Origin of the sequence: Paenibacillus sp. EKM211P, from assembly GCF_011066175.1 — a bacterium.
GTDB classification, from domain to species: domain Bacteria; phylum Bacillota; class Bacilli; order Paenibacillales; family Paenibacillaceae; genus Paenibacillus; species Paenibacillus polymyxa.
This window is the reverse complement of sequence record NZ_JAAMNS010000002.1, coordinates 631,867-646,953: the sequence shown is the minus strand read 5'-3', so window position 1 is coordinate 646,953 and position 15,087 is coordinate 631,867. Positions and strand designations below refer to the sequence as shown.

Annotated in this window: 11 protein-coding genes; all 11 read left to right on the top strand. The window is 46.4% G+C overall.

All coding sequences use genetic code 11. From position 1 onward, the window contains the following. Window positions 1-167 precede the first annotated feature (167 nt). The 11 genes from G9G57_RS05840 (at window position 168) to G9G57_RS05790 (ending at window position 14,825) form a co-directional block, all read left to right on the top strand. Window positions 168-2,345 carry a RelA/SpoT family protein gene (locus G9G57_RS05840; protein ID WP_044787279.1) on the top strand — a complete coding sequence of 726 codons (2,178 nt, stop codon included), beginning with the start codon at window positions 168-170 and terminating at the stop codon, window positions 2,343-2,345. A 137-nt stretch (window positions 2,346-2,482) separates the two neighbouring features. After that, window positions 2,483-2,929 (top strand): D-aminoacyl-tRNA deacylase, encoded by a 447-nt coding sequence (dtd, locus tag G9G57_RS05835; protein ID WP_013372633.1) that lies wholly within the window; start codon window positions 2,483-2,485, stop codon window positions 2,927-2,929. A gap of 69 nt (window positions 2,930-2,998) precedes the next feature. Further along, window positions 2,999-3,223 carry a hypothetical protein gene (locus tag G9G57_RS05830; protein WP_123797531.1) on the top strand — a complete coding sequence of 75 codons (225 nt, stop codon included), beginning with the start codon at window positions 2,999-3,001 and terminating at the stop codon, window positions 3,221-3,223. A gap of 229 nt (window positions 3,224-3,452) precedes the next feature. Then, window positions 3,453-3,959: a type 1 glutamine amidotransferase domain-containing protein gene (locus tag G9G57_RS05825; RefSeq protein WP_019688324.1), complete on the top strand. Its 507-nt coding sequence runs from the start codon at window positions 3,453-3,455 to the stop codon at window positions 3,957-3,959. Between the two features lie 61 nt (window positions 3,960-4,020). After that, on the top strand, window positions 4,021-4,491 hold the full coding sequence (locus G9G57_RS05820; protein WP_016819125.1) for a hypothetical protein: 471 nt from the start codon (window positions 4,021-4,023) through the stop codon (window positions 4,489-4,491). Between the two features lie 656 nt (window positions 4,492-5,147). Then, a complete protein-coding gene (gene hisS / locus G9G57_RS05815; RefSeq protein WP_013372628.1) occupies window positions 5,148-6,392 on the top strand; it encodes a histidine--tRNA ligase in 1,245 nt (414 codons plus the stop codon). A gap of 85 nt (window positions 6,393-6,477) precedes the next feature. Further along, complete coding sequence (aspS, locus tag G9G57_RS05810; RefSeq protein ID WP_019688323.1) at window positions 6,478-8,256, top strand: aspartate--tRNA ligase; 1,779 nt, start codon at window positions 6,478-6,480, stop codon at window positions 8,254-8,256. Between the two features lie 158 nt (window positions 8,257-8,414). Beyond that, entirely contained in the window at window positions 8,415-9,164 is a 750-nt protein-coding gene (locus G9G57_RS05805) for a tRNA threonylcarbamoyladenosine dehydratase (protein ID WP_019688322.1), read from the top strand. Window positions 9,165-9,336: 172 nt separating this feature from the next. Then, window positions 9,337-10,635 carry an NCS2 family permease gene (locus G9G57_RS05800; protein ID WP_019688321.1) on the top strand — a complete coding sequence of 433 codons (1,299 nt, stop codon included), beginning with the start codon at window positions 9,337-9,339 and terminating at the stop codon, window positions 10,633-10,635. 97 nt (window positions 10,636-10,732) lie between these two features. After that, window positions 10,733-12,559, top strand: coding sequence for an ABC transporter ATP-binding protein (locus G9G57_RS05795; protein ID WP_019688320.1), 1,827 nt, complete (start codon window positions 10,733-10,735; stop codon window positions 12,557-12,559). Window positions 12,560-12,692: 133 nt separating this feature from the next. Beyond that, window positions 12,693-14,825 (top strand): HelD family protein, encoded by a 2,133-nt coding sequence (locus G9G57_RS05790; RefSeq protein ID WP_107734570.1) that lies wholly within the window; start codon window positions 12,693-12,695, stop codon window positions 14,823-14,825. The last annotated feature ends 262 nt before the right edge of the window (window positions 14,826-15,087 follow it).

Below are 15,087 nucleotides of genomic sequence, written 5' to 3'. Positions count from 1 at the left end.
ACTTAACCATGTGTGACAAAATAAATGCGACAGTGCCAAACCTGTAATAGTTGACGTGTGGCGTGCTAAGCGTCATAATTGTAGGAAATCACTTTTAAAAGGGAACCTTTGCGCGACATTGATCGGCGGGTTCCATTTTGCATAGAAAGGACACGGAATAGAGCAGAATGGGGATAGAGCAATTACTTAAAAAGGCCGGGGCCTATACCAGAGAAGCAGATCTTATCCGCATCAGGGACGCCTATGATTTTGCCGAGCAGGCCCATTCCGGCCAGACTCGTAAGTCCGGTGAACCTTATATTCTGCATCCGCTTGCGGTTGCTGATATCGTCGTTAATATGCAGATGGATACCATCTCCATTATCGCCGCTCTTTTACATGACGTTGTGGAGGATACGACGGTGTCTTTGGCGCAGATTCGCGAGCATTTTGGCGATACATGTGCGATGCTTGTCGATGGTCTGACGAAGCTGGAGCGTATCCAGTTCCGTTCCAAGGAAGAACAGCAGAACGAAAATTATCGAAAAATGTTTATTGCCATGGCACAGGACATTCGTGTCATCGTCATTAAGCTGGCAGATCGTCTGCACAACATGCGTACCCTGAAATATCAATCGGAAGAAAGCCAGCGTCGAATCGCTTATGAAACGTTGGAAATTTTCTGTCCGGTTGCAAACCGATTGGGTATTTCAGCGATTAAATGGGAAATGGAAGACATTGCTTTGCGCTATCTGAATCCTCAGCAGTATTATCGCATTGCTAATTTGATGCATAAGAAGCGGGCAGAGCGCGAGCAATTTATTGATAATGTCATACAGCGTATCAGAGAGAAGCTGGAAGAGATGGGTATTCAGGCTGATTTGTCTGGACGCCCTAAACATATTTACAGTGTGTTTAAAAAGATGACGACGAAAAACAAGCAATTCAACGAAATATACGATTTGCTGGCGATTCGAATTATTGTGGATAACATTAAAGATTGTTATGCCACATTGGGGATTATCCATACGTTGTGGAAACCGATGCCAGGGCGGTTTAAGGATTATATCGCCATGCCTAAGGCTAATATGTATCAGTCCCTCCATACGACCGTAGTAGGTCCCAACGGAGAGCCTACAGAAGTGCAAATTCGCACAGTGGATATGCATCGCACCGCTGAATTCGGGATTGCCGCCCATTGGGCCTATAAAGAAAACAACGGGGCAAATAACACAAACTTTGAGGACAAAATCACCTTTTTCCGAGAAATTTTGGAGTTGCAAAACGAGGCAAAGGATGCATCGGAATTTGTGGAATCACTCAAAATGGACTTTTTCTCAGACCTTGTGTTTGTCTTTACTCCTAAGGGAGAGGTCATTGAGTTGCCGGCTGGGTCGGTTCCGCTGGACTTTGCTTTCCGTATCCATACCGAAGTTGGCAATCGAACGATTGGCTCTAAGGTAAATGGAAGAATTGTTCCCTTGGACTATCGTCTGAAAACTGGCGATATCGTGGAAATTATGACGTCCAAGCACTCCTATGGACCTAGTCAGGACTGGCTTAAAATTGCTCAGTCCTCTCACGCGCGCAGTAAAATTAAGCAGTGGTTCAAGAAAGAAAAGCGTGAGGAAAATGTAGAAAAAGGCCGCGACAGTCTGGAACGTGAGCTAAGAAAGCGTGATATTGAGCCATCCGTGTGGATGAGCGAGGACAAACTTCAAGATGTGGCACAAAAGTTCTCTTTTAATGATTCTGAAGATATGCTGTCTGCGATTGGCTTTGGTGGTATAACCGCAGCGCAGGTTTGTACACGTCTGACAGAGAAGTTGCGCAAGGAACAAGAAGAGGCACGTCTAATTGAACTGACGACCGAGGTCAAGGAATACAAACCGCAGGGTGAACGGAAAAAAACACCGACCAACGGTGTCAGCGTCAGAGGTGTCGACAATTTACTCGTTCGCTTTGCACGATGTTGTAATCCCGTACCGGGTGATGACATCATCGGCTACGTAACACGCGGGCGCGGCGTATCTGTGCACCGTACCGATTGTCCGAATATTCCTTCGGGTGTGGGCGAAGATCAGGCGCGCGTGATTGAAGTTGAGTGGGAAGAAGCAGCCGAGGTCAATTATAGCGTCGATATTGAGATTACAGGGCATGACCGCAATGGTTTGCTGAACGAGGTACTCCAGGCCATTTCTGAGAACAAAACTAGCTTCTCGGCCGTGACAGGACGTACAGATAAAAATAAAATGGTAATGATTCACATTACAATTCTTATTCGTAACACGGATCATTTGCATTCTGTTGTCGAACGGATCAAACGGGTGAAGGATGTATACACCGTGCATCGGATTATGCAATAAACTTGTTAAGCATACACGCAGGTTTATATAGCCTTTGTAATACATCTTGGGTACAAAGACTCATAGGTGGCTGAAAGAGCCGGGGTACGACTGTAAGCACCTTGTAAGGGGAAGAGTAAAGGAGCAGCGGATAGGCAATGAAGATCATTATTCAGCGCTGTAAAGACGCTCAGGTAACGGTGAATCAAAAGGTGGTCGGTAAAATCGGAACTGGATTAATGCTGCTGGTTGGTATTGGTCAGGGAGATACGGCAGCCGATGCCGTTTATTTGGCGGATAAAACAGCGGGATTGCGTATATTTGAAGATGCTGAAGGAAAAATGAACGATAGTGTTCTGGATGTCGGTGGGGCCATTTTGTCTGTCTCCCAATTTACGTTGTATGGTGACTGCCGTAAAGGGAGAAGGCCCAACTTTATGGGAGCGGCCAAACCTGAGGAAGCGGAGAAGCTGTATGATTTCTTTAACAGCCAGCTTCGAGCCAAGGGCCTGGAGGTCGAGACGGGGATTTTTGGAGCTATGATGGATGTTTCCTTGACCAACTGGGGTCCAGTGACGTTGATTTTGGACAGCGAACGTTCGTAGGTATCCATTCTTGGTATGATCTGAGAACTTGAGTAGAAGAGAATAAAATAGCCGTTTAGAGGGACCATAATGTCATCCCGGTTGGTAAGCAGCCATCTGGAAAGCCTTAAGGGTGATAGGAGAGACGAAGCTATGCGTCAGACCCCAAAAATGGACGGATATCAAAGCGCGGTGCTACTTTATCCTGGTAGTATGCGGGAGGCAATCAACCTTACTCGTAATGCTGATGCGTTATTACAGCATGTTGCTACAGCTGTGGACAAGCCAGGACGCGGTGCCCTACCGCGTAGGTAAGCCATTTGTAAATGCAGCATTAACGACGTATTGTCTCAAGCGGTTATAAAGAGATCGAAAATAATTATGTAGCAGTACATCAGGGAGGAGCCAACGGGCTCCTTTTTCTTTTTCACTGCTTGGAATTGTTATAAACACAGATCAAGCGGGTAATAACAAAGCGTGGTAAACAAACAAACCTAACTTTAAGCTCGCTTTAAGGATAACCGGAAAGGAGATCTGAACGATAATGAGTAAAATTGCATTTTTGTTGGCTGACCAATTTGAGGATTCCGAAATGAAGGTCCCTTATGATGAACTGAAAAAGGCTGGACATGAGGCAGATATTATTGGATTAAAACAAGGTGAAAAAGTGAACGGTAAGCAAGGCAAAGCAAGCTACACTATTGAAAAAGCCATTGCAGATGTGAAATCAAGTGACTATGATGCAGTTGTTATTCCTGGTGGATCATCACCGGAAAATCTGCGTTTGGATGCAAATGTTCTGAAGTTTGTAACTGAAATAAATGAGTCCAAAAAAACGATCGGAGCTATCTGTCACGGGCCGCAAATTTTGGCGAGTGCCGATTTGTTACAAGGCCGGACGATTACAGCTTACCCTCCATTGAAAGATGACTTGATTAATGCGGGTGCTCATTTTGAGGATCAAGAGGTGGTGGTGGACGGTAACTTTATTACGTCTCGGACTCCTAAGGATGAGCCCGCTTTTGTGCGTGAGTTGTTAAAGGCATTGTAATTTAACCGTGAATGCTTCCTAGATTTATGCCAGTACAATTCCCAAACGAGGAGGATTTGATATGGCTAAACAGATTCAGGCTTATTTTCGCACAGAAGATGAAGCTGAGGGCGCTAGAGCTTCGCTTCAGGCTTATAGAACTGAACATTTGGAAGTAGGTGCTCTGGATGAGACGCTCGGTCGGGAGACGAGGGTTTTAATTCCGTTGGTCCCTTATAACAATACTGGCTCTGTGAGTACAGGAGGTTCTGCGGGTGCGGCGATTCCAGCCGCAGGGGCTTATGGCGAGAATATTCTACCCGATGCGAAGAATGACGAGATTAATTCTAGCGCAGCCCAAAGGGATCTGAATGAGGATCGGAGCGGAACAACGAATCATGACGGAGGTTTGCTCCGTGCGACAGATGTGTATATTAACGGTGATCATGATGAATTACGGTATGTATTGTCCGCCAAGGTGAATGATGCCGATTATGATGAGATCATTTATAAGCTTCGTTCCAATCGTGCATATGTGGCGCAGCTGGATTAAAAAGGGAGCGAATGTCACAAAAATGTCGATATACGAGGAAATTAGTCACACTAGAGTGGCTGTAATACAATTGTAATATTCGAAACATCATTCCTTAATATTCGTTGTTTATAATAACAGCATGACCCCCTTTTGATATATCTTTTAGACCTGCGGACCGTTTCCGCAGGTTATTTTCTTTTTATAAGACTTATTTGTCTGATTCTAGGGGGAATGTCTTGACTTTGTCGAAGCAGTTCATTAAAATCATAAAATAATGAAAAATGATTTGATGACGGGACCAAGTACTCCGAACCCACAAGCGCAGAGAGGAATTTCCAGGCTGTAAAAATTCCCTTGATGAGCGGACGAATGACCTCCCCGAGAACAGGCGGCGAACAATGAGGAATCTCTGCTGAGTAACGCATGGCATATGCCAAACAGCGGACCATCCTGCATAATAGCCGTACTGCGCGTTACGGGCGTTATACGTATGAGCGGAGTCAGTGTAATGCTGACGGACACTGAGTCATTTGTATGCTAGTGGTCTGGTAAACTCCGGAATGTGGGTGGTACCACGGGTGATTTGTAAACGACAATCCCTCGTCCCTGTTAATGATAACAGGGCGAGGGATTTTTTGTTTTTATAAGAAATACAATGACGGGGGGATACGTAAATGGCCTTTCAAAAACCGACGGGAACACAGGACTTGCTGCCAGGCAGTGTAGAAAAATGGCAAGTGGTCGAGGAAAAAGCTCGTGAGATTAGCCGCCGCTTTAATTACCGAGAGATTCGTACACCTATGTTCGAACAAACGAATTTGTTCGTTCGGGGCGTGGGTGAAACGACCGATGTGGTGGAAAAGGAAATGTACACTTTTGAGGATAAAGGCAAACGGAGCATGACGCTGCGTCCGGAAGGAACGGCAGGGGTTGTCCGCTCTTATGTGGAGAACAAACTGTATGGTGAACCGGATGTAACTAAGCTGTACTATATCGGCCCAATGTTCCGGTATGAGCGTCCACAAGCTGGGCGTCAGCGCCAGTTTCACCAATTTGGCATTGAAGCATTCGGGGCGATGGACCCGGCGCTGGATGCAGAAGTTATTGCTTTCGGGTATCAATTCTGCCGAGAGCTAGGCTTGAAAGGAGTACAGGTAGAAATCAACTCCGTTGGTAATGCTGCCAGCCGTGCTGCTTATCGGCAGCATTTGGTGGACTTCCTGATGCCCATTAAGGATACGTTGACCAAGGAGAGCCAAGCGCGCATCGAGCGTAATCCGCTGCGTGTGCTGGATAGCAAAGATGATCAGGACAAATTTGGCGGGGCACCTTCGATTTTGGATAGTTTGGATGAGGAATCCAGCACTCACTTTGAGAAAGTGAAGCAAAATTTGGATGCGATGGGTGTGGAATATACAGTGAACCCACGCCTGGTACGAGGACTGGATTATTATACGCTGACAGCATTCGAATTCAAAGCCGAAGGCATTGGTGCTATTGATACGATTGGTGGAGGCGGTCGCTACAACGGATTGGTTGGAGATCTGGGCGGACCGGATCAGCCAGGGATTGGTTTTGGCATTGGGCTTGAGCGAATTCAGCTGATTTTGGAGCATCAGGGTGTCAAATTGAACGAAGCCAAGCCGCTGGATATCTATATGGTGGCTTTGGGTGAGGCGGCAGAAACGGAAGTGACCAAACAACTGTTCAAGCTGCGTCAAGCTGGATTTTCCGCAGAGCGAGATTATCTGGGGCGTAAAATGAAGGCTCAGATGAAATCGGCAGATCGCTTTAAAGCAAGATATACGGCGATTCTGGGTGATGATGAGCTGGTTAAAGGTGAAATTGCACTGAAAAACATGGAAACCGGTGAGCAACGTACCGTTAAGCTGGATCAGCTGGTGGAAGAATTAGGCTAAACAACATGATGTAACATCAGTCAGGGGGAGCTTCCCTCTGGCTGTCATATAGCATTAACTACTAAACCTAACAGGAGTGTGTATTATGAAAAGGAGTCATCAATGCGGCGCATTGACTCATGCGCATATCGGAGAAACAGTTACATTGAACGGTTGGGTACAGACCCGTCGTGACTTAGGGGGCGTACTTTTTATAGATTTGCGTGACCGTAGCGGAATTGTACAAATCGTGTTTAATCCGGCCTATTCCGGTGAAGCACTGCAAATTGCGGATCGTGTTCGCAGTGAATATGTGCTTGAGGTTACTGGTACTGTTGTCAAACGTGATGCAGAAACGATCAATACGAACCTGCCTACAGGTGAGATTGAAGTGCGTGTCACTGAAATCGAAGTATTGAATGCATCCAAAACACCACCGTTCTTCATTGAAGACGGCGTAGAAGTAGACGAGTCGCTGCGTTTGAAATACCGTTATCTGGACCTGCGTCGTCCGGAAATGCATCAGACGTTGAAACTGCGTTCCAAAGCAGCAAAAGTATTCCGCGACTTCCTGGACGGTGAAGATTTCATTGAGGTAGAAACACCAATTTTAACGAAAAGCTCCCCAGAGGGTGCACGTGACTATCTGGTGCCTAGCCGAGTGCATGAAGGCGAATTTTTTGCCTTGCCGCAATCGCCACAATTGTACAAGCAATTGCTGATGGTAGGCGGCCTGGAGCGCTACTACCAAGTGGCACGTTGTTTCCGTGATGAAGATTTGCGTGCTGACCGCCAGCCTGAATTTACGCAGATCGACATTGAGACTTCCTTCATGCAACAGGATGACTTGCTGCCTATGATGGAGCGTCTGATGGTGAAATTGTTCAAAGAAACAGTTGGGGTAGAACTGGAAACCCCATTCCAACGGATTACACATGCAGAGGCAATGGACAAGTATGGTTCTGACAAGCCTGACCTGCGTTTTGGTCTTGAGTTGATAAATGTCAATGATATCGTGGCAACCAGTGGGGTAAAAGTATTTGCTTCCGTAATTGAAAAGGGTGGCGAAGTTAAAGTCCTTAATGCCAAAGGATGTGGCACGTGGAGCCGTAAGGACATTGATGACCTGGGTCCTTTTGCAGCACGTTATGGAGCAAAGGGCTTGGCTTGGATCCAAGTGAAAGAAGGCGAATTCAAGGGGCCTATCGTTAAATTCTTCACACCGGAAGAAATCGAAGCCTTGAAAGAGCGTACGGGAGCCGAAGAAGGCGACCTGTTGCTGTTCTCTGCGGATAATAAAAAAGTAGTTGCTGATGTTTTGGGCGCGCTTCGTCTGAAAATTGGCCGTCATTTGGGGCTCATCGACGATAACAAATTCAAATTTGCCTGGGTCGTAGACTTCCCGCTTCTGGGCTATGACGAAGAACAAAAACGTTATGTAGCGGAGCACCATCCGTTCACTCGTCCGAAGGAAGAAGATCTGGCCCTCTTGGACACAGATCCAGGTCAAGTTCGTGCTCAGGCCTACGACATCGTGCTGAATGGCTACGAAGTGGGTGGCGGCTCGATGCGTATTTTCAAACGTGAAGTTCAGGAGAAAATGTTCAAAGCGCTCAATCTGCCGCCTGAAGAAGTGAAGGATAAATTCGGTTACCTGCTGGATGCATTTGAATACGGTACGCCTCCACATGGTGGTATTGCCTTCGGTTTTGACCGTCTTGTTATGTTGCTTGCAGGTCGTACAAATCTGCGTGAAACCATTGCATTCCCGAAAACGGCCAGCGCGACAGACCTGCTTATGGATGCACCAGCCGAAGTGGATCAAGCTCAATTGGATCAGCTTCATATTCGTCTTGCTCCGAAGCCTGTTGCACCTAAAGCTTAAAACAAGCGTTGGATTTTGCAAGTGCAAGTTGCCATCTGTTGGCATGTAAATAGATTATAAAATGCCTTGAACCCGTTACCCTTTTATGGATAATGGGTTCGTGGTTTGTATGCTGGAGTTCAAGCATAGAGTTTAAACCAGTGAGGGAGGATTACCATATGCTGCATCAATTTTCACGCACGGAACTGGCCATCGGGACGGAAGGTCTGGAGGTTATGAAAAATAGCACGGTAGCTGTATTGGGTATCGGCGGTGTCGGTTCGATTGCAGTGGAAGCGCTGGCGCGGACGGGTGTTGGACGCATTATTTTGATTGATAAGGATGTCGTAGATATTACCAATATTAATCGCCAAATTCATGCGCTGACGACAACAGTAGGTCAAAAAAAGGCTGATCTGATGGTAGAGCGTGTGAAGCTGATTAATCCTGAATGTGAAGCAATTGCACTGAACATGTTTTATACGGAAGAAACATATGAGGAGCTATTCAAGTACGATCTGGATTATGTGCTGGATGCTTCGGATACGATTATTTACAAAGTTCATTTGATTAAAGAATGCTTGAAACGGGGAATTCCGATGATCTCCAGTATGGGTGCTGCGAATAAAATGGACCCAAGCCGTTTTCAAGTTTCCGATATTTCCAAGACAAGAATGGACCCGATTGCCCGTGTCATCCGCACCAAGCTGCGCAAAGAAGGTATTACCAAAGGCGTCAAGGTTGTATTCTCTGATGAGGAGCCAATGAAGCCGCGTGAAGAAATTACCAAAAAAATTGTACCTGCCAACGCACCTGAAATCCGGAAAGCGAAGCAACCACCTGCAAGCAATGCTTTTGTACCTCCGGTAGCAGGATTGATTATGGTCAGCGTAGCTGTCAAGGACCTGTTAGAGCACGCTGGTGTATAAGCTTGAAATGTAGCATGACAGTACATTCGTTAGATTTACAGTAGTATGTTTCAACCTAAGACCTGTAGTTCTGTGCATCACTTCTTGGTGTCACAGTAGGCTACAGCTCTTTTTGTTTTGAAAAAAGCAGCTTACTGCAAACAGATTGAACAACTTGCTGGAGGGTTTTGGTATGAAGGATGGGCTATGGTCCAGAAGTCTCGGTTTCAAGCCCGAGCATCATTGGAAAAAGGAATTAGCCGCGGGTGCCATTTCTTATTTTTCCGTTGTATATATTATTATGGTTAATGCAACCATTTTGGCAGATGCCGGGATCCCTCTTCAAGGGGCAATGCTCGGGACGCTGCTGACCTCGATGATCGGCTGTCTGCTGATGGCTTTTGGCGGAAAGTCTCCCATGGTCGTTGTACCAGGTATGGGAATTAATGCCTTTTTCACTTACACACTCGTACATTCCATGAAGCTGAGCTGGCAGGAAGCGTTGATGGTGGTTGCCGTCACAGGAGTGATATTTGCCGTTGTGGCGTTTACATCATTGTACAAGCTGATCAGTCAGGCGATTCCCTATAATTTGCAGCATGGAATTACGGTGGGGATTGGTCTGTTTTTGACCTTTATCGGTCTGCAAAAAAGTGGGATCGTAATTGCACATCAAACGACTTTTGTGGCTATTGGTCATTTCAATGATCCCAAGGTGATTACGGCCTGTGTAACGTTGCTACTCGCGATTGTATTATTTGTACGTAACGTTCAGGGCGGTTTGCTTATCAGCATTTTGGCAGGAACTGGGCTTGCATACGTACTGGGAGCTGTAGAACCAACAAGCACGGTACGAACCTCTGAAACGGTGCGACAGTATGGGCAATTGTTTGGGGAGCTTTCCTTTTCAGGTATCGCTTCGGTAGCCTTCTGGATCGCTGTTTTTTTGCTGTTACTGATTGTGTTGTTTGAGAATGTTGGAATGATTACTGCACAGACCAACATGATTGGAAGACCGGATTCTTTTAAGAATAGCTTGCGTGTATTGGCTGTGACCAATATTTTTGCTGGTATTCTGGGCAGCAGTCCCGCGGTAGCCGCTGCGGAGTCGACGGCTGGTATTGCGGCAGGCGGACGTTCAGGAATGACCCCGCTGGTAACTGCAATTTTATTCGGAGCGACATTTTTCTTTATTCCACTATTGGCTTATATTCCTGACAGTGCCATTGCACCTGTATTAATCATTATCGGAGGCCTAATGGTACAAAATGTGCGAGAGATGGATTTCAGTGATTTTACTGAATCCTTTCCTGCATTTCTGATCATGGTGATGATGCCCTTTACTTACAGTATTGTAGACGGGATGGCATTTGGTTTTATTGCATATCCCGTAGCCAAGCTGGCAGCAGGACGGGGCAAGGAAGTGCCTGTCGCATTATATATCATTTCTGTACTGTTTGTGGCTAACTTTGTGCTTCATTCTCTGGTGTAGTAAACTCGAAGATAGGTTGTACTGTTCATACCCGCGCAGAGCGCGGGTGTTGTTGTTTGAACAAGAATGGTCAGACAGGAAGCGAGGTTGATGGTTTATGGAAAAAGAACAACATGGGCGACAAGATGAGCAGGAAGATCGGATGAAGGAAAAGCCGGGTAAAAGGCCGGACAAGGCTGGTATGGGTCGGTTTATCAAACTGATTGCGAGTGCGCATCCGCCCAAGGCCATTCTGATCATCGCCCTGATACTGACCCTGGTTCAGACGATTGCTGGTTTAATCGTACCAATGATGACTAAAGGGTTGATCGATGGCTTAACCTTTTCTTCACTGAACCGTATGGTCATTATTGGTTTGCTTGGCGCTTTTGTGCTTCAAGCGGTAGCTTCGGCAGTTTCGATCTATATGTTGAACTACGCCGGGCACAAAATAGTGGCTAATTTGCGCAAACGCTTATGGCATAAAATTTTATCTCTACCCATTCCATACTTTGACCGGAATCGGTCAGGAGATACGATGAGTCGTGTCACTAATGATACAAGCCTGATTATGAACTTAATTACCGAGTATCTCGTGAATCTGATCTCTAATGTGATTGCCATTATTGGTGGTATTGCATTGTTATTTTATCTGGATTGGGTGATGACGCTCATTATTCTGACCATTGTTCCGCTAACAGCCCTGATTTTATTTCCGGTAGGCAGAAAAATGTATCGTATCTCCAAAAAACAACAGGATGAGATGGCAGATCTGACCTCTGTGCTGAGTCAGGTTATCGGCGAAATCAGGCTGGTGAAGGCCTACGGAACGGAAAGCAGAGAGGCACAGGCCGGGGAGGATCGCATTTACCGTATGTTCCGCTTCGGGTTGCAGGAGTCGCGTATATTGGCCCTTGTAGGTCCCATTTCTACCTTTTTGCTGACTGCGGTGCTCGTTATTATACTGGGTGTTGGTGGTGTTCGCGTTGCATCGGGTGTACTGACCGCGGGTGATTTGGTGGCTTTTATTTTGCTACTGTTTCAGGTAATTACACCGATGGCCCAATTCACGACCTTGTATTCACGTCTGCAAAAGGTGGTTGGGGCCACTGAACGGATTCAGACTATTTTAGACCATGAAGAGGAACCACTTGAATTGAAGCAGGAAGCGGCAAAAGAGAGCAGAGATATTGTATTTCGTGATGTCGCTTTTTCCTATACTGAAGGTGAAGAGGTTCTTCATCGTGCAAACCTGGTCATTCCGGCTAACCGAACGACAGCATTCGTGGGACCGAGCGGGAGTGGGAAGTCCACCTTGTTTTCATTGTTGGAGCGCTTCTATGTGCCAGATACAGGGGAAATTCGTTATGGAGACGAATCGATATCGTCATATACACTGTCCTCCTGGCGCTCGAAGATTGGTTATGTATCACAGGAGAGCTCGATGATGACCGGAACGGTTAGAGATAATATTACGTATGGCTTGGGGCGCGAAGCTGATTTGGAAGAAGTCAGACGAGCTGCCATGATGGCGTATGCGGATACATTTATTATGGATCTACCTCAAGGCTACGATACGGAGGTAGGGGAACGGGGAATGAAGCTGTCCGGCGGGCAGCGACAACGGATCGCCATTGCGCGTGCGCTTCTTCGCAGTCCTGACATCCTCATGCTGGATGAGGCTACCTCTAGCCTGGACAGCTCATCCGAGCATGAGGTGCAGAAGGCCTTAGCGAACTTGATGGAAGGACGCACGACGATTGTCATTGCACACCGATTGTCTACGGTGGTCCACTCCGATCAAATTATCGTGTTGGACAAAGGCAATGTGACTGGTGCAGGAACCCATGCCGAGTTATTAGAAACCCATCAGGTGTACCGCGAGTTGGCTCAAAAGCAGTTTGTGGAGATGGGAGAAAAGCTTCATACTTTTGTGAAAGAGTAGGGAATTGGGCGTATTAGGAAATAAGGTTGGATTTTTGTGGTCAAATGTGTTACGCTTACTTTCCTTTTTTTGTATCGGAGCAAGTGGATGAGATGCAGAAATCGAGACTTGATATTCTTAGGAGGTAACTGAAATGGAGAATAAGTTTCAAAGTGCCTATCAAGAAGAACAGCATAGGCTGTCGCTTGCTATGGAGGAAATTGATCGGAGATTGGAACGGCTTCGCAATACGCCAGTGTACACCGGGCATGACTTTACGGAGCAAGTACTGGAATCTGCACGGGAGGAAAAACGTCAGGCTTTAGCCAAAAGCTCGCAGGAGCCTTATTTTGGGCGTATGGATTTTGACGAGCGCGGTAGAGGTCAGCGCAAGCCACTTTATATCGGTAAGATCGGGGTGGAGCGTGAAGAAACGTCAGCATATCCGCTGGTGATTGATTGGCGTGCACCGATTGCCAGTTTGTTTTATTCGTTTACAGGTGGTGAAGAAACGGCGTCCTACGAAGCTCCTGAGGGAACTGTCGAGGGCTTGGTGTATCTGAAACGCAACGTTGTCATTCGGAAAAGAATCCTGGAACGGGTAGCTGATACGTACAATCGTGAAAGTGATGAGCCTGCCGTTTCTGATGAGTTTCTCGTTTATCGTTTGGGAGAGAACAAGGATAACCGTTTACGGGATATCGTATCTACCATTCAAGCGGAGCAGGATCAGATCATCCGCGCGGCTAAAAATGCAGCCCTCGTTATTCAAGGGGTAGCCGGTAGTGGCAAGACGACCGTAGCGCTCCATCGACTCGCATTTTTGCTGTATCAATACAAGGATCAGGTGTCGGCGGACAAAATGGTTATTTTCGCACCAAACCACATGTTTCTCGATTATATTTCAGATGTACTTCCAGAGCTGGGGGTTGGAAATATTCAGCAAAGTACATTTGCAGACTGGGCGTTAGGCTTGCTGGGGCTGGATTTACCTCTGGCAGATCCTACCGAAACGTTATCTTATTGGTTTGAAAGTGGCAGCTTGAGAACGGAATCTATGGATGAGGCGCCGGGTAGATTTAAGGGATCGGTTCATTTTATGAAGCTGCTTCAGGATTTTGTGGAACGACTGGAGCCTATCTCGGTGCCTGAGGGCGACTTTTCACCTTGGGATGGGGCGGTGCTGCCGCGAACTGAGATTTTGAATTGGTTCAATGAGGAATATAAGCCCTATCCGCTCGCGAAGCGGAAGGAGCGTGTGCTGGCAAGAGTCCATCGCTGGATTGAAATGGAACTGAAAAAGTCACCTTCGGCGGCTGCGCTCAAGGAACGAAAGAAAAAAGCCGGATCTCGGGAAAAGGCGTATGCTAAAAAATGGCCACAATATGACGCACTGACGCTTTATAAGCAGCTTTTTCAGGCAACTAAAGGATTACCTGCAGAGACCGCTGCGGAAATGAAGGCTTCTTTGCCGGCTCCCATCTTTAAGGCCACACAGTCAGACCTGCGAAATCAGATCATCCGTGAAGAGGATCTGACTGCGTTGGTGTATCTTCACGTGCTGATTCATGAGGTAGAATCATCTCAACGTTTTGACCATGTGGTCATTGATGAAGCGCAGGATTTTTCACCTTTTCATATCGCCCTCCTGGATTTGTTCGTAAAAGGGCATTCCTTTACAATACTGGGCGATTTATCGCAGGGAATTCATGAATATCGTGGTGTACATGCATGGGAGGAAATGAGTTCACTATTTGTGCCTGAACAAACAGGGTATTTTGCACTTACACGGAGTTATAGATCAACTTTGGAAATTATAGAATTTGCAAATACAATTTTGGAGCAGGGAGTACGTGGCGGCATTACAGCGGTTCCGGTATTTCGTAGCGGTGATCCGGTGCGTACTGTGTCTTACGACTCGTCCATGCGTGAACAGAGTTTACTTACCGCTCTAAAAGAGCTTTCCTCCAAGGAGTATCGTACTGTTTCCGTACTGACACGTACCTTAAAAGAAGCTGTAGAGCTGCATGAGGTTTTCACCAGTGCGGGGTTGGATGTCCATTTGATTGATGGTGGTAAAAAGCAATATGAAGGCGGCTTGTCTGTACTGCCTGTATATCTGTCCAAAGGTCTGGAGTTTGATGCAGTTATTGTGGCCGATGCCGACCAGGATCATTATGGAGAACGGACTTGGGATGCCAAGCTGTTGTATGTGGGATGTACCCGTGCGCTGCATGAGCTGTGGCTATTGCATGACGGTCCACTTCCAAGTTACGTACAGGCGTGAAGGTCATGCCAACCAAAGAACAGCCACGAAATTCATTTTTCGTCCTAGGCTGTTCTTTCTTTTTAGTCGAATCACATGTAAGGCTACAGTTATACCGTGACCAGGCTATCTGCAACTTGTTAACCGATATGGTAGAATAAGAGGCGGTTTATAATCGTTTTAATACAGTAGATCAATTGAATTTTCATGTCTTTTAGCTGTATGGGCGAACTTGTTTTCAATAAAAAAAGAAAGTGTTCGTTCATAAATGATAAGGAAGTGA